The organism is Paenibacillus sp. J22R3, assembly GCF_056269305.1.
This window is the reverse complement of the sequence record NZ_JBWDNS010000003.1, coordinates 117,202-137,366: the sequence shown is the minus strand read 5'-3', so window position 1 is coordinate 137,366 and position 20,165 is coordinate 117,202. Positions and strand designations below refer to the sequence as shown.

General features: G+C 50.3%; 17 protein-coding genes. 9 read left to right on the top strand and 8 right to left on the bottom strand.

Features of this window, described 5'->3' with window-relative positions:
• The first annotated feature begins 3 nt into the window (after window positions 1-3).
• Window positions 4-1,026, top strand: coding sequence for a carbohydrate ABC transporter permease (locus tag AC0YN4_RS15420; protein ID WP_475836148.1), 1,023 nt, complete (start codon window positions 4-6; stop codon window positions 1,024-1,026).
• Window positions 1,027-1,191: 165 nt separating this feature from the next.
• Entirely contained in the window at window positions 1,192-2,526 is a 1,335-nt protein-coding gene (locus AC0YN4_RS15415) for a copper amine oxidase N-terminal domain-containing protein (RefSeq protein ID WP_475836147.1), read from the top strand.
• A 187-nt stretch (window positions 2,527-2,713) separates the two neighbouring features.
• Here the strand turns inward: AC0YN4_RS15415 and cyoD are convergent, their stop codons facing one another.
• The 5 genes from cyoD to AC0YN4_RS15390 form a co-directional block, all read right to left on the bottom strand.
• On the bottom strand, window positions 2,714-3,052 hold the full coding sequence (gene cyoD / locus AC0YN4_RS15410) for a cytochrome o ubiquinol oxidase subunit IV (RefSeq protein WP_475836146.1): 339 nt from the start codon (window positions 3,050-3,052) through the stop codon (window positions 2,714-2,716).
• 1 nt (window position 3,053) lies between these two features.
• On the bottom strand, window positions 3,054-3,680 hold the full coding sequence (gene cyoC, locus AC0YN4_RS15405; protein ID WP_475782000.1) for a cytochrome o ubiquinol oxidase subunit III: 627 nt from the start codon (window positions 3,678-3,680) through the stop codon (window positions 3,054-3,056).
• Complete coding sequence (locus AC0YN4_RS15400) at window positions 3,680-5,650, bottom strand: cbb3-type cytochrome c oxidase subunit I (RefSeq protein ID WP_475781999.1); 1,971 nt, start codon at window positions 5,648-5,650, stop codon at window positions 3,680-3,682. Before AC0YN4_RS15400 ends, cyoC begins: the two co-directional genes overlap by 1 nt.
• Window positions 5,651-5,667: 17 nt before the next feature.
• On the bottom strand, window positions 5,668-6,705 hold the full coding sequence (cyoA, locus tag AC0YN4_RS15395) for a ubiquinol oxidase subunit II (protein WP_475781998.1): 1,038 nt from the start codon (window positions 6,703-6,705) through the stop codon (window positions 5,668-5,670).
• A 291-nt stretch (window positions 6,706-6,996) separates the two neighbouring features.
• Window positions 6,997-7,248 (bottom strand): hypothetical protein, encoded by a 252-nt coding sequence (locus AC0YN4_RS15390; RefSeq protein WP_475781997.1) that lies wholly within the window; start codon window positions 7,246-7,248, stop codon window positions 6,997-6,999.
• A gap of 225 nt (window positions 7,249-7,473) precedes the next feature.
• Here AC0YN4_RS15390 and AC0YN4_RS15385 point away from each other — a divergent pair, with 225 nt between their 5' ends.
• Window positions 7,474-8,247: an SDR family oxidoreductase gene (locus tag AC0YN4_RS15385; RefSeq protein WP_475836145.1), complete on the top strand. Its 774-nt coding sequence runs from the start codon at window positions 7,474-7,476 to the stop codon at window positions 8,245-8,247.
• Window positions 8,248-8,453: 206 nt separating this feature from the next.
• On the top strand, window positions 8,454-9,317 hold the full coding sequence (locus AC0YN4_RS15380; RefSeq protein WP_475781995.1) for a class I SAM-dependent methyltransferase: 864 nt from the start codon (window positions 8,454-8,456) through the stop codon (window positions 9,315-9,317).
• Between the two features lie 52 nt (window positions 9,318-9,369).
• Here the strand turns inward: AC0YN4_RS15380 and yhbH are convergent, their stop codons facing one another.
• The 3 genes from yhbH to AC0YN4_RS15365 form a co-directional block, all read right to left on the bottom strand.
• Entirely contained in the window at window positions 9,370-10,530 is a 1,161-nt protein-coding gene (gene yhbH, locus AC0YN4_RS15375) for a sporulation protein YhbH (protein WP_090981871.1), read from the bottom strand.
• 116 nt (window positions 10,531-10,646) lie between these two features.
• Window positions 10,647-11,177, bottom strand: a complete 531-nt coding sequence (locus tag AC0YN4_RS15370) for a GDYXXLXY domain-containing protein (RefSeq protein ID WP_475836144.1) — start codon at window positions 11,175-11,177, stop codon at window positions 10,647-10,649.
• Window positions 11,170-12,405, bottom strand: a complete 1,236-nt coding sequence (locus AC0YN4_RS15365; RefSeq protein ID WP_475836143.1) for a DUF2157 domain-containing protein — start codon at window positions 12,403-12,405, stop codon at window positions 11,170-11,172. Before AC0YN4_RS15365 ends, AC0YN4_RS15370 begins: the two co-directional genes overlap by 8 nt.
• Before the next feature lie 212 nt (window positions 12,406-12,617).
• Between AC0YN4_RS15365 and AC0YN4_RS15360 the strand changes: the two genes are divergently transcribed.
• From AC0YN4_RS15360 to AC0YN4_RS15340, 5 genes are all read left to right on the top strand, one after another.
• The gene (locus tag AC0YN4_RS15360; RefSeq protein ID WP_475836142.1) at window positions 12,618-13,793 is read left to right on the top strand and encodes a GntR family transcriptional regulator; all 1,176 of its coding nucleotides are present in this window, start codon (window positions 12,618-12,620) and stop codon (window positions 13,791-13,793) included.
• A gap of 209 nt (window positions 13,794-14,002) precedes the next feature.
• Window positions 14,003-15,442 carry an ABC transporter substrate-binding protein gene (locus AC0YN4_RS15355; protein ID WP_475781991.1) on the top strand — a complete coding sequence of 480 codons (1,440 nt, stop codon included), beginning with the start codon at window positions 14,003-14,005 and terminating at the stop codon, window positions 15,440-15,442.
• A complete protein-coding gene (locus AC0YN4_RS15350; protein ID WP_475781990.1) occupies window positions 15,439-16,395 on the top strand; it encodes a carbohydrate ABC transporter permease in 957 nt (318 codons plus the stop codon). The genes AC0YN4_RS15355 and AC0YN4_RS15350 overlap by 4 nt, the downstream gene beginning before the upstream one ends.
• A gap of 18 nt (window positions 16,396-16,413) precedes the next feature.
• Window positions 16,414-17,304 carry a carbohydrate ABC transporter permease gene (locus AC0YN4_RS15345; protein ID WP_475781989.1) on the top strand — a complete coding sequence of 297 codons (891 nt, stop codon included), beginning with the start codon at window positions 16,414-16,416 and terminating at the stop codon, window positions 17,302-17,304.
• A gap of 46 nt (window positions 17,305-17,350) precedes the next feature.
• The gene (locus AC0YN4_RS15340; RefSeq protein ID WP_475836141.1) at window positions 17,351-20,116 is read left to right on the top strand and encodes an alpha-mannosidase; all 2,766 of its coding nucleotides are present in this window, start codon (window positions 17,351-17,353) and stop codon (window positions 20,114-20,116) included.
• The last annotated feature ends 49 nt before the right edge of the window (window positions 20,117-20,165 follow it).

Sequence of the window (20,165 nt, the reverse complement as noted above, 5' to 3'; positions counted from 1 at the left end):
AAGATGCCGAATCCGAAGGGCACTACAGCCGGACTGGAGAAGCTGCAAGGCCGGCTCTCGGATCTGTTCGCGCCATTGGCGGGACGAGGGTTCCGTTACTTGAAGCGCGAGCACAAGCTGGAGAGGCTGCGCGTCTTTATCCTCGGGAGACAATTGACCGATGGGGTCATATTCAAGAGTTTGCTGTATATCATCTTAACGAGCGTCGCGGTCATTTATTTGCAGCCCGTGTTCTACATGATATCGACCTCGCTTAAGACGCAATCGGATCTGCTTGACCCTACGGTGAACTTCTTCCCGCGTGTGCTGGACTGGGATAATTATGAGGTTGCTATGCGAGGGCTCAAATATGTGCAGGCGCTGTGGCAAACTGCTCTTATTGCTATATTGGCGGCGCTGTTCCAGACCGTGTCCTGCGCGCTGACGGGGTATGCTTTTGCCAGATTGTACATTCCGTTCAAGAACTTCTGGTTTGGCATCGTCCTGCTCACATTCCTCATCCCGATCCAGACGATGTTTATCCCGATCTATGTTCTGTACGCGAAGCTCGGCTGGCTGAACACGCCTCTGCCATTCTTGATCCCGGCTTTGTTCGGGCAAGGACTGAAAGGCGCGCTGTTCATCATGATCTTCCGGCAGTTCTTCGCTACGTTTCCGAAGGAATTGGAAGAGAGTGCACGTATGGACGGTTCAGGTGCATTTCGGACCTTCTACCGAATCATGCTGCCGCTCTCGCGTCCTGCCATGCTCGTAGTCGGATTGTTCTCCTTCGTGTGGCATTGGAACGACACGTTTGAGCCATCGATGTACTTGAAGGATGTCAGCTTCATCATGATGGGCAATCAGATGGCGCAGATGCCGACGAACCTGCAGACGATTGCCGGGAATGCGTTGGTGCCGTTTGATCTCATTGAGACGCAGATGATGGCAGCGGCGTTTCTCGTCATCCTGCCGCCTCTGCTGCTGTACGCCTTAGCACAGCGCTATTTTGTCGAGGGGATTGAGCGAACGGGGATCGTGGAGTGAATTTGTGTTTTAAGGAAGCTGACCTTGCGGGGTCAGCTTTTTTTGTGTGCGGATGCTGCTAACGAATCGTAAGGTCTCTGCGATTCGTTAGCACGCAACTTTTCTCCATTGCACTCGTCATAGGAGGATAGAAATCATTGTGCGTTAGGAAGCGGGAGGCCGAATATGAAACAGTTCGAGCAAATCATACGAAATAAGACGCAGCAGAGGAGAACGGTTAGGCTGTTTGCCGGATGGCGTGCCGCTATGCTTGGCGCTGCGCTGTTTGCGTTGTTGGCGCTTCCTGTGCTAGTGGCCGGAGACGCCGTAGTTCAGGCAGAGGCAAGCGTGCAAGCGGAGAAACCGGACAGCAACAGCTTGACAGCGAAGGCTGCTGATTGTAAGCCGCAAACAGTAAAGCAAATTTATCCGAGCTTAGGAGATAACAGCTATATTCCATTGTTCGGAGCACGCAAAGAGGATCAGAAGTCCATATCCGTGGTTTGCAGCATTTTGCAGCAACTAGCGACTAAGGGGAAAGCCGAAGCGATTCCGGCACCTGAAGGCGGACGTAATTTCCGGAATCAGATGGATATCCAATTTACGGACGGCGGCTACATGACTGTTTATGAAGTTGGACATGGAAAATTGGCCGTCGATCAAGGGAAAGAGCGGCTGGTTCTGAATAATGCCAAGGCGTATGCTGATTTCATGCGCCTGGAAGTGTTACCGGATTATTCCGGTGGTGTACCCCAATCGGTGCACTTCGGAGAACCGCTGCATGTCACGGGCAACAACGTTGCGTTTGAATCGTTCGAGATCCAAATTTTCTGGACGACTACGCTTAATAACCGCAGCTCGGTTCTGTCTGCTAAAGGCATTCACTTTCCGTCCAAATCGTCTTTGTTGATCTATTCGGGAGCGCATAAGTTTGGTCGCTACGACGTTACGTTTACGATGCCGGCTTACGGTGAGGCTTTCGATGGCTCTTTGCAGCCGCTTCTCCCGGGAGCAGGTGAACTTACGGTTGAAGCTGCAGTTGGAATGGGCTCAATTACAGGAGGATCGAATTCCGGGATAAAGCTGCTTCCTGCGAATAACATCTTTATCTCCGTCAACGGTGTTCCTGCTGCCGATCCGTCGCTTACTCCGCTGCTAGCCGGTGGTCATGCACTAGTGCCTGTACGCGCAATTGCCTCATTGTCGAAAGAGAACGTCGTATGGGACGCGTCAACTAAAAGTGTTCTCATTCGTACGAAGCAGGCGGCGGTGAGCGAAATCTCAGGCGGCAATCCGCAGCTGTGGATCGACGGGAAGCAGCAGGCTGCTGGCGACATGCAACCAATCATCCATAATGGAAGAGCCTACGTGCCGATTCGCGCGGTAACGGCCGCTTTCGGCTTGCCAGTCGTGTGGGATGGCGGCACGCGGAGCGTTAATGTGACCGTGGCGGCTCTCATGTACGGAAAAAATATGGGAACTATCGCGGTTGGAGCTTCGAGAAACTCTTCTAACCTGTAACGGTTGCGAGAGTGGTTAAATGGCCTAAATAGCCACGCTGACAACCGTTATTTTTAGTTCTGCGGAGAGCATGAAGAAGATGGCCCTAGACAAAACGAAAATAAAGAAACCCAACGTTATAAACGTTGGGTTTCTTTCCAATCCGGGAAAGCTGCTCATGCTGCCCGAGACTTTCTCGGTCGAACTACTACATCCCATTGTTCTTCATGATCCAGATGGAGCCGATGACGATCGTAATGACGACGACTAAGCCGAGAAGGAGCGTCATCAGATTATATCGAGGTCCATTTTCATCACGCAGATGCATGAAGAAGAGAAGCTGGAGGACAAATTGCAATACCGCTGTGCCGATTAGGACGGCGACCAGCGCTTTTCCATGCATCCAGTGGTTCATTACAATTAACAGTGGAATGATCGTCAGAATAATGGAAAGAACGAAGCCTGTGACATATTCTTTCAGCGAGCCGTGGCCGCCTCCTGTATGGCCGCCATGTTCGCCATGCAACTCATTGCCGTGCTGCGCCATCTTACATCACCCCCATCAAGTAGACGATTGTGAATACGAAGATCCATACCACGTCGAGAAAATGCCAGTACAGGCTTGTAATCGTCACTTTACGCTTAGTGACCGGTGTAATACCGTGACGTGTAAGCTGAATAATGATGCCTGTAATCCAGAAGATACCTACCGTTACATGCAGCCCGTGCGTGCCGACGAGCGTGAAGAAAGCGGATAGAAACGCGCTGGTGCTAATGGTATGACCCTCATGAACAAGCTTCACAAACTCGCTCACTTCAAGCCCGATAAAGCAGGCGCCGAGCAGAACAGTAACAACCAGCCAGCCGATCAAGCCTTTACGGTTGCCTACATTCATAGCCAGAACCGCGAGACCGCTGGTGAAGCTGCTCGTTAACAGAATGAAGGTCTCGACGATAACGCCGGGCATCTCGAAAATCTCTTTCGCATCCGGGCCGCCCGCAGTGCTATGGTGCAGGACTAGATAGGTAGCGAATAAGACAGAGAACAGAATACAGTCGGTAATGAGGAAAATCCAGAAACCGAATTTGCGAAGCTCCTCCAGATCATGATGTCCATCATGACCTGCCTCGTGGGCAAGAGCCTGCGAATGCGGATGGTTAGCGTGATTCGACATTACACAGTCCCCCTTGCCGCAGCTTCCGTGCGTTTGATTTCATCCACAGGGATGTAGTAATCCGTCTTGTAATTAAACGAGTGCGCAAACATGGTTATCGCGACACCGGCGAAGCCTGGGATAGCGATCCAGAGCCAGTGGAAAACTAGACCGAACCCGATCATAAACCAGAAGATCGATTGAATGAATGGGATTGCCGAATTGCGCGGCATATGAATCGGCGCAAGCGGCGGTGTTTCCTTCGGTGCGTGACCAGCGGCGATGCGCTCTTTCTCTTCCCACCATTCGTCTCTATCCGAAACCGTAGGTGCAATTGCAAAGTTATACAGCGGTGCCGGTGAAGGAATCGACCACTCCAGCGTACGTGCGTTCCACGGATCACCGGTTGTATCCTTCTCCATGAACTTAATGCTGTGTGCGATTTGCCATACTTGGAACAGGAAGCCTAAGCCCATTAAGAAACCGCCGATTGTCGACGTGAAGTTGAGCGGCCACCAGCCGCTGTCCCAGGTGTAAGTGTTGACTCGGCGAGTCATACCGTCAAGTCCCAGGAAGTACTGCGGCATGAAGCAGACATAGAAACCGATGTTCCAAATCCAGAACGCCCATTTCCCGATTTTCTCATTCAGCTTGAAGCCGAACATCTTAGGCCACCAGTAGTACAGACCTGCGAAGTATCCGAATGCAACTCCGCCGATAAAGACTTGGTGGAAGTGAGCGATCAGGAAGTAGCTGTTATGAAATTGGAAATCTGCCGGAGCTACCGAAAGCATGACCCCCGTCATCCCGCCTGCAACGAAGCAAGGGATAAACGCGATCGTCCACAGCATTGGCGTACTGAATTTAATTCGGCCGCGGAACATCGTAAACAGCCAATTGAAGATTTTGACACCTGTTGGGATCGCGATGATCATGGTGGTTATGGCAAAGAAGATATTTACGTTCGCTCCCGAGCCCATCGTGAAGAAGTGATGGAGCCAGGTGAAGAACGACATGAGACTGATGCTCATCATGGCAAATACCATTGAAGCGTAACCGAATAACCGTTTCTTCGAGAACGTGGCTACAATTTCGGAGAAGATCCCGAATGCAGGCAGGATGACGATATACACCTCCGGATGGCCCCACATCCAGATTAAGTTAATGTACATCATGGCGTTTCCGCCGCCGTCCATCGTGAAGAAATGAGCGCCTAAATAGCGGTCCAAGAACAGAAGAGCAAGCGTTACAGTCAATACAGGGAATGCAAGAATAATCGTGATGCAGCTTGATAGCACGGACCAAGTGAAGATCGGTAGTTTCGACCAAGTCATGCCCGGAGCGCGCATTTTGACAATCGTGACGATGAAGTTGATCCCCGTCATCAATGAACCGATACCGGAAATCTGAATGCCCCAGATGTAGAAATCCTGACCTACGCCGGGACTGCCGGTCATCTCCGATAGAGGAGGATAGGACAGCCATCCTGCATTTGGAGAGCCGCCGATCACAAAAGACATATTGAACAGCATGGCGCCCATGAAGAACAACCAGAAGCTGAGTGAATTCAAGAATGGAAATGCGACGTCGCGAGCACCTAACTGTAAGGGGACTGCGATGTTGAATAAGCCGAACATGAGCGGCATCGCCATGAAGAGAACCATAATAACGCCGTGCGTCGTGAACACCTCGTTATAATGTTCCGGCGTTAGAAATTTCATCTCCGGAAAAGCAAGCTGGGTCCGCATCATTAAGGCATCGACGCCGCCGCGGAACAGCATGAGCAATGAAGCGATGATATACATAATACCTACTTTTTTATGATCGACAGTAGTCAGCCACTCGCGCCAGAGCCAGGTCCACTTCTTGAAATACGTTAATACGAATATAATCGAAAGCGCAGTTAATGTAATTGCGATATCCGCTCCATAAATCAGCGGGTCGCCGGTAACGAAGAACCATGAAACGAATGATTTGATTTTTTCAAACATGGTACTGCCTCCTTTCATTATTTGGTCATGTCCATGCCAGACATGTCGTGGCCGGAATGGTTATCTTGCGGAGTCTCGTTGGTAGAAGACTTCGTATCGTCCTTTGATGGCTGCTCCTCGGTTGACGGTTCCTCGTCAGTGCCCAGTGCATGCTCATCACTTAACGTTGTCGCTTTCTGACCTATGCCTGCCGGTGCGCCGCGATTCATCGAATAATCGTGTACGATCCGGTGGAAGAGGCCTTCGGGAATCGAGGCATACGTGACCTGACCGGATGTTCCGGGCTTCGCGAGCTTCTGATAACCTTCCTCTGTCAGCGCATCGCCGCTTGCTGCGGCTTGTTTTTCCCATTTATCGAATTCATCCTGCGATACGGATTTAACGGTAAAGGACATTTTGGCAAATTCACGTCCTGAGAAATTAGCGCCGCTTCCCATAAATTCACCTAGTTCGTCTGCCTGTAAGTGCAGCGTCGTCGACATACCGGACATGGTGTAAATCATCCCGCCGAGCTGAGGGACCCAGAAGGAGTTCATCGGACCGTCAGATGTGAGCTCGAACTTGATCGGTGTGTCTTCCGGAATGACCAAATAATTAACTGTCGCAATGCCTTGCTCCGGATATTGGAACAACCATTTCCAGTCCAGCGATGTTACTTGTATGGTAATCGGCTTTACCTCGGATTGGAGCGGCTTAGCCGGATCCAAGTCGTAGGTGTAGCGAGCCGTTACGATGCCGAGCACGATAATAACAACAATCGGAATGCCCCACCAAATGGTCTCCAGCTTGGTGCTGTGTTCCCACTTCGGATGATAAGCGGCTTTGTTATCCTTCTTGTCGCGGTAGCGCCATACGATCCATGCCGCCAGCAGCAGCACAGGCACCATTACGATCAGGCATATCAGCATGGTGAAGTAAATCAAGTCCCGCTGCTGGGCTCCGATCGGGCCTTTAGGATCAAAAACGGCGATCGATTGACAGCCCGAGGTCATAACAGCGATGCCCGCCATGGTAGCGAGCCCTGCAAACCTCCGTATGATCTTTGCAATTTTCATTTCTCTCATCTCCTAACTTACCTTTAAGCTCACCGAGATTCTCATTAGCGAATAAGTTTGTGATTTCATTCACTACCTTTGCAAAAAGATAGTATCACGTTCTGCGCGCCGTGTGTGTGCTGTTAACAAAGGCGTCAAGATAACGACTTATTTCTGTAATAATCTGTTCAACGGTTTGACTTAATTGGACAAAAAAGAAGAGGACTGCCCCCAGTTATCTGGAAACAGTCCTCTTATTTGGGGTTGCTGAACGATACTTCCATTCGGCAACTAGATGTTATTCTTCTTACGTTACTCCGATAGAGATTCGGAGCTGCGTTTGTGCACCAGGCTCATCGCCGTGCCGATCATATAGATAAATACGCTGCCTACCATGAAGCCCACACCGGACATTAATGTAGCATTGCTGTCGCTAAAGTCATTAATATTGAACAAACACAGAATCAGCCCAACACAAAGCGCTGTCCATGCAGCGATCTTCATTACGAAAAACAATGATTTCCCGTCCCGCTCTGTCTGCTGTTTAACTGCTACATTAGCCATCGTAATATTCACTTCCTCGTAGAGAATGATCTGCTCGAATTTAATTATGTCTAATTATAACACAATCTTCACCTTTTGTTCATACTTTGTTCAATTATTTTTCAAGAATCGGACACTTTTATTGAAAAATAGACAGACAAGGGAATGATCAACAATACCGCGAATACATAATGCAGGATACTTCTGCCAAAATGATGATGAGAGGATAGGATGAACGGTATGAAAATGAGCGGGAACACAATTCTGATTACAGGAGGCACCTCGGGTATAGGCTTCGAATTCGCAGCCCAGCTGCTTAAGTTAGGGAATACCGTCATCATAACGGGAAGGGATCAAGCGAGGTTGGATGAGGCGAAGAAGAAGCTTCCGACCGTACATACGATGCAAAGCGATGCGGGGGATTCACAAGCGATTGCAGCTTTGTTTGATAAAGTGGTGAAGCAATTCCCTAAACTCAACGTTCTTATCAATAATGCAGGATTGATGCGCAGAATTAATCTGCATGATCCGGAGGTTGATTTGGAAGATCTCAATCGCGAGATCGCAACGAATTTAAGCGGACCCATCCAGATGGTGAAACAATTCCTGTCCCATCTCAAATCGCAAGAGTCAGCCGCGATCATGAATGTCTCCTCCGGACTGGCCTTTGTGCCGCTGCCGATCTCACCCGTGTATTGTGCGGCGAAAGCTGGACTCCATTCCTATACCCAATCGCTGAGGGTGCAGCTCAAGAATACGGGAGTAAAGGTATTTGAACTGGCGCCTCCGCTAACCGAGACTCCGCTGTTAGATTCATTCGAGTCGGTAGATATGGCAGGTGCCAAAGCGATGAGCGTATCCCAATTGGTTGGGACTGCGATTCGTGGGATGGAGCAGAATAAACTCGAAATTCGGCCCGGGCAAAGTAATGCGTTGAAGCTCATGAGCCGGATCGCGCCGAATTTTATTTTCAGCCAGCTCAGCAAGTCTGTGGACAACATGCTTAGAGCTTCAAAGTGAAACAAAACTAAAAAAAACCCGCCGTGTTCAAAAACGGCGGGTTTCTCTATTTGATGGAGTCGTTATTCGTTGAGTTTGTAAGTCGAAAAAAGGCATGGTTGTATAATAGTATATATAAATTTTGGATATCAGTCTATTGTTTTATGGGGTTCCCCTGTATGTTTAATGAAGCGACCGCGGCGCTAATAAGGCTAAGGAGAATTGCGATGGAGCATTATTATTGGGATGAACAAATCGCGTATTTAAAGAGAGCGGCAAACTTGTTCTACAACGATGATTATATTCAGTTTCTTATCGAGCGAGTATGGAAGATTGACTCTCCCGTCAACATCATCGATTATGGCTGTGGATTCGGGCATCTTGGATTGCGACTAATGCCATTGTTACCCATTGGTTCAACGTACTCGGGCATTGATGCCGGCAGCAAGCTTATTCATCATGCCCGCGAGTTATTTAATGAAGCTCCATACGAAACAGAGTTTATAAACGGCGATTTCCTTACGTTCAAGGTGGAGAAGAAATATGACATCGCGTTATGTCACGCCGTATTGCTCCATATGACGGATCCGATGCAGCTGCTGCAGAAAATGATCGACTGCGTGAAGAAGGATGGGAAAATCATTACGTTTGAGCCTCATTGGAACGGGAATCATGCTGGATTTTATTTAGAAGGTGTTGATCAATCCCGTATCATGCCGCTTGGACTACTGCAAGAGTTATTCGAAAGAGATGTCAAACGTACGGGCAAGGACGGCAATATCGGCGTGAAGCTTCCCTTGTACTTCAATCGGTTGGGATTACGCCATGTAGAGTGCCGCGTCAGCGATAAAGTGATTGTACTGGATCCTGCGGTTGAAGATAAGAATAGGGCTGATCGGTATGAAGCCATGCGCTTCAGCGATCCCGGGGAACGTGATCCTTACATTCGTAGCCTGTTGGAGCGTGGAATGCAACTAGAAGAGGCAGCGCGGCAGTACGAGGCGGAGAAGGGAATTGCATCGGCGTTTACTTCAACGAGTGCAGCTACTTATGCAGCTGGGATGAGGATTACATTCGGAACGGTCGAATAATGGAGAAGGCTGCCACCAAAGCGACAAACGCGCTTTAGTGACAGCCTTTTAATTAAACGACTAATTCCCGCTTACGGAAGAACGACTTCAACGCGTTATACACTTCGCCTTTCTCGCGGATAACATAGTGCATGAAGTTCGGCAAATTGATATGCTTATACGCCGACATGAGCGTGCTGGAGCGATTATACTGATTAACCTCGCCATAGCCGAACAAATTTGCCCGCTTGAGCAGCTCGCCGATCAATTTCACGCAGCGCTCGTTGTCGCTTGTCAGATTGTCACCGTCGGAGAAGTGGAACGGATAAATATTATAGAGCGTCGGAGGGAAGCGGCTGTCGATGATATCGATAGCTTTGATATATGCGGAAGAGCAGATCGTACCGCCGCTCTCGCCGCGGGTGAAGAACTCTTCCTCCGTGACTTCCTTCGCTTCCGTGTGATGCGCGATAAACACGATCTCCACATTCTCATATTGATGCCGCAGGAAGCGGGTCATCCAGAAGAAGAAGCTGCGGGCAACGTACTTCTCGAAGGAACCCATCGATCCGCTCGTGTCCATCATGGCCAAGATGACCGCATTGGACTGCGGCTTAATGATTTCTTCCCACGTCTTGTAGCGCAGATCATCCGGCGAGATACCGTGAATACCCGGCACACCGCTCGTTGCATTCCGTTTCAGGTTCTCAAGGATCGTCCGTTTCTTGTCGATGTTGGACATGATCCCTTTCTTACGTATATCGTTGAAGCGGATTTCTTTGGTTTCCAGCTGATCGCGATCCTTCTGCTTCAGGAACGGCAGCTCCAGCTCCTCGAAGAGCATCGTTTCGAGTTCAGCGAGGCTGATCTCAGCCTCCACGATGTCATCTCCCGGCTGATCGCCGGCATTCTCGCCTTTGCCGCCTTTCTGGGCGGAAGCAGGGTCAACGCCGAGCACGTCGCCGACTTGGCTGTCGCCGTCGCCTTGGCCGACATGCTTGTTTTTGTTGAAGTTATAGACGAAGCGATATTCATCAAGGCTGCGGATCGGAACTTTGATGACATGCTTCCCGTCGGACATGACAATGTTTTCTTCCGAGACGAGGTCGGGTAAATTTTGCTTTATCGCTTCGCGCACTTTCTGCTGGTGACGTGCTTGATCCTGATGTCCTTTGCGATGCAGTGACCAGTCCTCACGAGACACGGTGTAAAGCGTACCTTCATTTTCTGCCATGCCTGGGCACCTCCCCATACCGATTGAGCTTGAAAAATTCTTATTGTTATTCATTCTATTCAAGTCTCGAACGGTTATGTGAGGCAAAATTGGCCCAATTCTAGCAATCTGGCAGTCTAAGGCTGAATTCTTTCAATTATAGCGCTGCCCCAAGGGGCTACTTTGACATGTACGATAAGCTTGTCGGCGCGCTGCTCCAGTTCTTTGCCTGTATTCTCTTCCACGTAGTATTGCTCCAGTCCGTAGGTGATTCGAAGCGTGTCATCCGTGGTATACTGCACGCGGCCTTTCAGTGCAACCTCGCCTGTGCCGCGAGCGGGTTTACTGTCATATACACCTTTAATTTCGTACGTAGACGTGTCCCCATCTTGTGCAAGCAACACATAAACGGTATCGCCTTGCTTAGCTTTGTCGCCATCTTTCCAATCCGACCAAGTGGCGTTATTAATCGCATAATTGAGCTGCACATAATCGCCATACAGCTGATCGCGAGGATCTACGGGAACGGTGCGAAGCGTGATTTCTTTGCCTACCCACAGCGCTGAATAATGAAAGCACGCGATGCCGCCAAGGAAGAGCAGTTGAACCGCAATGAGCAGGATCAGCCAGACATTGCGGCCTCGTTTGAACATCGTTTGTTCATTCATGCGGCTTCTCCTCCTCTTCATGGAGCTCGACCAGAAATTGTTTCTTACGGCGATTCAAGAACCAGCTCAGAGCAAGCAGGATGACACCGCCAAGGATGAAAAAGATGGATTTGTCCATAAAATCCCATGCGAGCTTCCCGTAAGCAGCCATCGTGCTCGTAAGAAACAGCAGCGTGCCCAGGTTGATTTTGACAGCCCATTCTTCCGCATAACCTCTCCACAGCAAGTATAGGGAGAAAGCGAACAATACGATCAAGTATGCAGCATCCGCACCGTGAGCCAGGTAGAAGAACGGGAGGGCCAGCAGCCAATCCGGGCTCGACATGAGGCGGTGATTCCGATATTTTCCCGCAATCGAAAGTGCAAACAAAGCTACAAGTGCGAGGCCGAACCATAAAGGCTGTGCAGACAGATCCTTTAAGAAGGATGAATCGTTGCTATCGTTCCAGAACAGGACGATAAACAGATTGTGGATAAACGCCGCCACGAGCGGGATCGCTTGAAACGGATAGACGGATTTACGTTCCCGGGCCCAATCCATCAAGCTGTACAGCAGCCAAATCGGGATGAAGAACCAAGAGAAGGCCCAGTCGTTGACGGTTACAAGCAGGATGCTCTGAATCGTAAAGCTGGCAGCCAGACACCAAGCAAGCAGTGTATTGGGACGTTTCAGCCAGTAATAACCCAGGCCAAGCATCATAATCGCAAGTGCGACGTAGCTAAAATGACTGAATTCCGTCGAATTGTACCATTGTAGTCCTGTGAAGATCAGTAAGGTTAACAGGAATAGGTAGCGGCTCTTAATGAGATAAGTGAGCAGTACGCCAATTGTTCCCCATACAATAAATGAAGTGACATCATAGGCTTGCAGATGAAACATTTGACCCGTCAGTACGATGCCGGCTCCGAAAGTGAGAAGTCCAAGCCCGATGAGAGCTGTACCCAGCTTCTCATGATCTCTACGGCGGAACAGTTCTCCTGCCCCATAGAATCCAACCATAATAACCGCGATAATGATGAGCCGCATCAGCTGCGGAATTTGTCCCCAGTTCGCCGCAACGAAGCTGAGGATGCCAAGGCCGACCAAGATGCTTCCCAATATAGGGATAATCCCGATGGCGCGCTTCTTCTCCGGATATTGGGCGAGAATGCGTTGTAATTGTTCGGGGGTGATGATCCCTTGCCGAGTCCAGGAAGGACCCTCTTGCTGCAGCCATTTTCTGCTCATCTGCCGCACCTCTTTCTCTCTTCTTACTTTCAGTATAGTCAACAATATTTCAAAACATAGTACTAACTTCACCTGGTACCGGCGATAAGCCTTGTTTACGACAGGAGCCCCAAGTCATGGATTGAAATCCTATTGCATAATATGTCATATTGGTTATAATACAACTATACAAGTTACGGGTTGTTTCATTCGATCAGATTGGAGGTTTTCATATGCAAGACGGAAGGATTCCGATCTATCAAGTCATTCAAGATTTTATAAAGAACCAGATTCAGACAGGCGTTTGGAGTCCGGGCGATAAAATCTTCACGGAGAAGGAGCTCATGGAGAAGTTCGAGGTGAGCCGAATTACGGTATCCAATGCGTTGACCGGATTGACCAAGGAAGGCTGGCTGAACCGGATTCAAGGGAAGGGCAGCTATGTCCACGATATGGCGCTATCGCTGCGCAGCGCGACGCAACCTGGGTCAAGCGTTGGCATGATCACACCTGCAGAACAAGAAGAGAGCCGAAACGTGATTGGATTGATTTTGCCCAATATAAGCGATTTCTTCTCCATGAGAATGAATAAAGGCATTTCCAAGGCGTTGAAACAATCCGGCTATAATTTCGTGCTCATGCTGTCGGAGAACTCCAAGGACCGTGAAGCCGCAGCTATCCGCGAACTGCTGTACATGGGCGCTTCCGGCTTGATTATCTTCCCGGTCGATGCGGAAACCTATAACGAGGAGATCTTAAGGCTGAAGCTCGAGCGGTTTCCGCTAGTCATTATCGATCGGTATTTGACCGGGATCGAGACACACTTCATCGGCTCTGACGGGGTAGAGGCATCGAGGCAGGCTGTCAATCATCTCTACGAGCTCGGCCACCGGGATATCGCTATTTGTTCAGATGTTCCATTGTCTACGACGACGATTGAGCAGCGGTTGTCCGGCTATATGAAGGCGCTCAAAGAGCTGGGGGAGATGATTAATCCGGCGATGATGCTGACCGATTTCTACGTCGATTACGAGCGGGAGGAGCTAGATGAGCAGCATCCGCTCTTCCGTTACGTTAAGAATGGTCTTGCGACAGCGTACATTACGCTGAACGGTACGATGGCACTGCATTTGTACCGGATCGTCCGCCATCTCGGATTCGAGGTGCCGAAGGATATTTCCATTGTGACCTTCGATAATTTATCGCCGAGCCGCGAGTTCGATTTCTTCACCTATATCGACCAGCACGAGGAAACCGTAGGAAGGTTGGCGGCAGAGCAGCTGCTTGAACTATTGGATGACTCGGGGAAAATGAACCAGCAGGAGAACAAATATCGGAAACTGCTTATTGAACCTCACCTCGTTTCGAGCGTTTCAACGGCAGCTTGCCCGGTTCGCACCAAACCATAAACGACCTCAGGGCTCTTCCTATCGAAGAGTTCTTTTTTATGGAAGTTTTCGACAAAAGAAGTCGTTGACAATAAAGTTTCTTTGGGAGTAATATATCGACATATCATATAATACATATGTAAGGAGGTGCAGCCGACAGTCCGCTGACATCATGATTTGATATTGATTTGGTTCACAAGCAATTTAAGAGGCGAGAGGAGCTTGGGTCAATGAAGGGGAGCAAATGGGTTTCTTCGATCTTGTCCATCTTCGTGGTGTTAACACTCGTTTTAACAGCTTGTTCCGACAATTCAGGCAATAAAAATGAAAGCGGTAACAAAAATAACGCAGCAGCAACAACGGACAACAAAGCAGCAACAACTACGGACAACACAACCAGTTCCGATACGAATTCGACGGCGACGGAAGCGACGGATGACGGCAGCGATGATGCTGCTGCAGCTCCGGCAGCCGAACCGTTTGAGTTGACGGTTTGGAGCCATAACGTGGCCAACGCGATGCCGGAAGCCAACGATCCGACAGCGACGAAGATTTATGATTATATTCAGAAGAAGATGGAAGAGAAATTCCCGGGTGTTACGATTAAATATATCGATAAAGGCTGGGCGGATACACTTCGTCAAGCCATCATGGTTGCAGTCATGGGTGGTAATCCGCCGGATGTAGCAGACGGTGAAGACTTCATTCCGGAGTTTGCGCGGATCGGTGCACTTCTGGAGGTTCCGCAGGATGTGGCCGCTCAGCTTGCTCCGGGGCCAATGAAAGCGGCTATGCATGACGGCAAGCCGTACGCGGTTGCACAGATGACAGGCGTATTCAGCCTTGTCTATAACAAGGATGTTATGGCGAAGGTCGGACTTGATCCGAATACACCGCCGAAAACATGGGATGAATGGCTTGATATGTCCAAGAAAGCAACTGCTGCAGGCAAAGGTAAATACTACGGCTCCATCGTTCAGAACATGGGTCTTGGCGGAGCGTTCCGTCTTGCGCCGTTCATGCGCCAAGCAGGCGGGGACTTCACGAATGAGGATTGGTCGCAAGTGACCTTCAATTCGCCGGAGAACGTCAAAGCACTCACATTCTTGCGTGAGCTTTCCAAAACAGCGCCTCCGGGCTCCACGTCCATGACGGATGAAGGCCAATTCTTCAACCTGCTGAACAGCGGGAAGGTCGCATTTGCCGTCAACGGTCCATGGCATATTGCATGGGGCAAGCAAATGGGCTGCACAAACTGCGGCTTTGCACCGCTGCCGGTACCTGAGGCAGGCCATACGGGCAACGTCATCGTAGGGAACACGCTGTTCTATGCGCTCAAGCAATCGAAACACCCTGAGGCCGCGATTGAGTTCTTGACGATTCTGGCGAGCAAAGAGTACCAAGAGCTTGAAGCGAATGCGACGGGCCGACTTCCGGCAAACATGGAAGCAGGCAAAAACACGGATCTGCTCAAAGCTTATCCGGAGCTTCAAGTGTTCAACGATATCGTAGCGAACGAGCAAAGCGCTCCGCTTCCGGTCTATCCGAAGAACGGTCCACAAATCTGGGAAGCGTGGTATAAAGCGCAGGATATTACGCTGACAACAGATAAACCGATCGAGGATGCACTGAAGGATGCACAGAAAACAGCTGAGGAACAGCTGAAGTGAGAACGGTCCAGATGAAGAATGAAGCTCCCCGGGCGGTGCCCGGGGAGAATTCCTCGTCCATCCTGCAGCGGCTGAGACCGTTCTATAATCGGCACCGTGACGGTGTAATCGGTTATTCCTTACTTGCGCCTATGTTTGTTTTTTTCGCTGTTTTTTCTTTATTTCCGGTTCTATTCGTTATCTATTTGTCCTTTACGGAATGGAATGGCGTGCTCGGACTGCCGAAGTGGGTCGCTTTAGATAACTTTCATCGCTTCTTTACGACGGGCGATTATTTAGTCACTTTACTGCATGCAGGCTTGTATGGGTTGCTTATCCTAGTTGGATGCATGTCGATCGGCTTCTTCATTGCGCTGCTGCTGAACCAGAAGGTGAAGGCCGTCGGCCTCTATCGAACACTGTGGTATTTGCCCGTTCTCGTATCCTTCGCGGTCGTTGCGCAGATCGCGAATGCGGTTCTTGATCCGGTTACCGGCTTAGCGCGCAAGGTGATGGAGCGTTTCGACATGGAGCCGATTATTTTTCAGCAAAGCGTCTTCTGGATGACCTTCTGGCTCATACTCATCTCCATTTGGAAGGGCATCGGAGGTACGGTCATTATCTATTTGGCCGGATTACAAGGGATTGATACAACGTTATATGAGGCGGCAAAGGTTGACGGGGCGTCGAGGTTCAAGATCATGCTCTACGTTACGCTGCCATCGCTCCGTCCGATCACGATGTACATTGCCATCATGGGTATCATCGCCAGCTTTCAGATCTTCGAGCCGGTGCAGCTCCTGACTCGCGGTGGCCCTCAGGGCCATACCAACATCATTCTGCATCGCATCTATCAGGATGCCTTCCAGTCCTTCAATATGGGGATGGCCAGCGCCTCCTCCGTCATGGTGCTGCTGTTCACGTTCACGCTTACGATGATTCAATACCGCATTTCGCAGCGAAACCAAACCTAAGGGGAGGAACGCTAAGACATGGTTAATGAACGAAGCAAGCTTGAAAGTTTCGCCATCTACTTGCTGCTCATTGTCGGAAGTGCCGTCATGTTCTATCCGTTCCTCTTTCAGGTGATGGCTTCCATCGGCTCGAACAAGGATTATTACGACTCGATTCTGCTCCCAATACCGACTGAAATTAATTTGGACCGTTACGTCAATCTGTTTCAAAACAATCTTATTTACCGCTATTTCATCAATACGGCGCTTAGAAGCATCTACTACATTGCGGTTACTTGTTTCGTGTCCCTCATCGCCTCGTATGTGTTTACCAAGCTTCGGTTCAAAGGTCGCGACACGGTGTTTGTCATCTTCCTCACTTCGATGATGATTCCGGGTCAGGTGACGCTCATCCCGACGTATTTGCTGTTCGCTCGTTTTCCTATGCTCGGCGGCAATGATTGGCTCGGGCAAGGCGGTCACGGCATGATCGATACGTGGGGAGCGCTGCTGCTCGGAAGCGGGATTGTGAACATCGCTGCCATCTTTCTGGTGAAGCAAACGATGGAGTCTATTCCGTTCGAATATGAGGAGGCCGCCCGAATTGACGGTGCCGGCGTATTCTGGACGATATTCGGCATTTATTTTCCAATGGTTCGCGCGGTGCTTGCGGTTATCGTCATTACGACGTTCATCACGATTTGGAACGATTATTTGTGGCCTCTTGTGGCCATCAACAATCCAAATATTCAGGTCATCAATACAGGCGTCACGAGCTTGCTTACGACGATGATGCAAAGCGGCCAAGTGCCGGAATATCCTGATTTCTTTGCTCTGACCGCCATCGTGGTGCTGCCTCCGATTCTGGTGTATTTGCTGCTCCAACGCAATTTCATTCAAGGCTATGCGATGGCAGGGATAAAAGGGTAGGAGCTCTCTGCGGAATAACGCCTATTTGGTCTGTTAGGAGGAACTCATGACGAAGCGATCTTCCATTAAAACGGTTTATGTCGTATCCCATACACACTGGGACCGGGAATGGTATCAGGATTATCAAGGGTTTCGCACAAGACTTGTTTATATGATCGATGAGCTGCTGGATACGATGGAGGCCAATCCGGATTATCGCTATTTTCTGATGGATGGTCAGACGATCGTCATTGATGATTATTTGGAAATCCGTCCGGAGCGGCGGGAGCAGCTAACGCGCTTTATTCGGGAGTCGCGAATCGGCGTTGGGCCATGGTATGTCATGCCGGATGAATTCCTGGTCAGCGGGGAATCGCTCATTCGTAATTTGCAGACAGGCTTCCGCGAATCGCGCAAGCTTGGCACGGAACCGGTCAAATCGGGGTACGTCACCGATATTTTCGGCCATAACAGTCAGTTTCCGCAGCTGCTGCGTGGATTTGGCATTGATAATGCGGTGCTGTTCCGCGGCTTCCACGGTGATGGAGACCCGGCAGAGATGGAATGGGAAGGAGCAGACGGCAGCCGTGTGCTTGGACTAAAGCTGGATGAAGATCGAGCCTACGGCGACTTCTACTTCTTCCTTCGGTGGCCGTTCGTTGACCGGGAGTTTCGCTATGAGGAACCGGAGCTGATCGATCGAGCCAAGTCGATGCTGGCTTATAAGAACAAACGGGCTACGACGGATATCATGATGGGCATGGACGGCGTGGATCATATCGAAATCGAGCCTCGTCTGCCATGGATGCTGCAAACGCTGAATGAAGCGGAGGAACTTGAGGGCGTGACATTTATGCATGCCACGTTGGAGCAATACTTGGAGGCGCTGCGCGGCAAAGTCAGCGACTTGAAATTGTACCAAGGGGAGCAGCGAACGAATGGCTTTAACGGGATCAACAACTGGGTGCTGGTGAACGTGCTGTCCTCTCGAATCCACTTGAAGCAGCGGAATCAGCAGTGTGAGCTTCTGCTTGAGAAATGGGCCGAGCCATGGGCTGTCTATGCCATGCTGGAGGGAAGAGCTTACCCGCGAGTCTTTCTGGAGAAGGCTTGGCAGTTTCTGCTGCAGAACCATCCGCATGATTCGATCTGCGGCTGTTCCATCGATCAGGTCCATCGGGACATGATCTATCGGTTCGATCAAAGCCGACTCATTGCGCAGCAGATGAACCACGAGCAGCTGCACTATTTTGCTAATCATATTGATCCAAGCGGACTTGTCGGTTCCGATATTCTCGTCGTGTACAATCCGCTTCAGGATGCCGGGGACGGCGTCATCATTGTGGACGCAGAGCTCCCTCATGACGGCTCGGGCGGACTGAAATCCATCGTGCTTGGGGGCAGCTTCCTCCAGCTGAGGAATGCGAACGGACAATTGCTGGATTGCCAAGTTGTGGAGATCGCACGTAATAAAGTAAGACGTGTTCGCAAATATCGTGATATACCAAGCGCGGAAACGGTGGATCGCCTGAAGCTGGCATTCGTAGGAAGCATTCCTCCCTGCGGCTATGCGGCATTTACGATTGAGAAAACGGTCATTCCGGTGCCGGCTTTCGGGGAGTACGGCATGTCTGCGCTCGTGCAGCCCCGTCGACTGCTCGGGACGATGAAGGTTAACGAGACAACGTGGAATAACGGCCTTCTCGAAATGCGTGTGAATGAGAACGGCACGATTCGAGTGACGAATCTGCAGACCGGCAAGGTTCATGACGGGCTGCTGTTGTTTGAAGATGCGGCTGATATCGGCGAAGGCTGGAATTATGTAGCGCCCGCTAATAATTCGATCTTTCATTCCGCAGGCTGCCGCGCAGTGATCTCAACGGTTACAGATGGACCGCTGGTCAGTATCGCATGTGTCGAAATCAACTTCATCGTGCCGGCCGGCATCACGCATGACGATACAAGCCGACGTGATGACAAGGTCGGATTAGGGATTCGCACTTATCTGGAGCTTCGCAAAGATGATCCGGTGCTGCGCTGCCAAACGATCGTGAACAACACGGCACGTAATCACCGGCTGAAGCTTCTGTTCCCTTCAGGGATTCAGACGGATCATCATTATGCGAGCACGGCGTTTGATCTTGTTAAGCGCCCTAATAAGCAGAGCGATGCTGCAGCTCACTTGGAGACAGCGCGAGGGGATGCGCCATATAACGGCATTGTTGCCTTGCGAGATGCTGCAGCGGGACTGGCGCTGTACTCGAAGGGGCTCTATGAGATGGCGATGAAAGAAGACGAGGCAAGTACAGCCGCGCTTACGTTATATCGCAGTACGGATAAGGAAGTATTAAGCGACGGCGGAGATGGCGGTCAGCTCCTGTGCGAGATGACCTTCGAATATGCCATCAGACCGTTCGAGGTACAGACAGTATCGCTGCCAATTCTATGGGCAGAACGCGAGCAGTTCGCCGCCGGCTTGCAGTCGCTAACGGTGCGAAGAGATGACATTCGTTATGAATCGCTGCAGCAGCGGGAGAGAAGCTTGCCGGCAGTCCATTCCTACGTCCAAGTGGACAATGGCTCAATCCGGATAAGTGCGCTTCAGCAGGCGGAGCGGCTGGAGAATGGCGTTAACATTCGATTATTTAATGCGTCGGAGAATGCGGAAGCAGCCGTTGTCCGGTTCGATCGTCCAATCGAATCGGCAGAAGCCGTCTCGCTCGATGAGCAGCCGATTGCAGACTTCACGGATCTGCAGCTGAAGGACGGGGCCGTCACGATTTCGCTTGGCGCCAAACGGATTCAGACGATCCGACTGACATTCGGCTCGTAGGACTGGCATATAGTTGTGATAGTACGTGCGAATATTCCATTTCTAACTT

Bases quoted from the DNA above. Each gene is read 5' to 3' on its own strand.
- AC0YN4_RS15400 (WP_475781999.1), bottom strand. From the start codon at position 5,650: ATGTTTGAAAAAATCAAATCATTCGTTTCATGGTTCTTCGTTACCGGC.
- AC0YN4_RS15365 (WP_475836143.1), bottom strand. From the start codon at position 12,405: ATGAGCAGAAAATGGCTGCAGCAAGAGGGTCCTTCCTGGACTCGGCAA.
- AC0YN4_RS15360 (WP_475836142.1), top strand. From the start codon at position 12,618: ATGCAAGACGGAAGGATTCCGATCTATCAAGTCATTCAAGATTTTATA.
- AC0YN4_RS15355 (WP_475781991.1), top strand. From the start codon at position 14,003: ATGAAGGGGAGCAAATGGGTTTCTTCGATCTTGTCCATCTTCGTGGTG.
- cyoA (WP_475781998.1), bottom strand. From the start codon at position 6,705: ATGAAAATTGCAAAGATCATACGGAGGTTTGCAGGGCTCGCTACCATG.
- yhbH (WP_090981871.1), bottom strand. From the start codon at position 10,530: ATGGCAGAAAATGAAGGTACGCTTTACACCGTGTCTCGTGAGGACTGG.
- AC0YN4_RS15420 (WP_475836148.1), top strand. From the start codon at position 4: ATGCCGAATCCGAAGGGCACTACAGCCGGACTGGAGAAGCTGCAAGGC.
- AC0YN4_RS15345 (WP_475781989.1), top strand. From the start codon at position 16,414: ATGGTTAATGAACGAAGCAAGCTTGAAAGTTTCGCCATCTACTTGCTG.
- AC0YN4_RS15380 (WP_475781995.1), top strand. From the start codon at position 8,454: ATGGAGCATTATTATTGGGATGAACAAATCGCGTATTTAAAGAGAGCG.
- AC0YN4_RS15340 (WP_475836141.1), top strand. From the start codon at position 17,351: ATGACGAAGCGATCTTCCATTAAAACGGTTTATGTCGTATCCCATACA.
- cyoD (WP_475836146.1), bottom strand. From the start codon at position 3,052: ATGGCGCAGCACGGCAATGAGTTGCATGGCGAACATGGCGGCCATACA.
- AC0YN4_RS15390 (WP_475781997.1), bottom strand. From the start codon at position 7,248: ATGGCTAATGTAGCAGTTAAACAGCAGACAGAGCGGGACGGGAAATCA.
- AC0YN4_RS15370 (WP_475836144.1), bottom strand. From the start codon at position 11,177: ATGAATGAACAAACGATGTTCAAACGAGGCCGCAATGTCTGGCTGATC.
- AC0YN4_RS15385 (WP_475836145.1), top strand. From the start codon at position 7,474: ATGAGCGGGAACACAATTCTGATTACAGGAGGCACCTCGGGTATAGGC.
- cyoC (WP_475782000.1), bottom strand. From the start codon at position 3,680: ATGTCGAATCACGCTAACCATCCGCATTCGCAGGCTCTTGCCCACGAG.
- AC0YN4_RS15415 (WP_475836147.1), top strand. From the start codon at position 1,192: ATGAAACAGTTCGAGCAAATCATACGAAATAAGACGCAGCAGAGGAGA.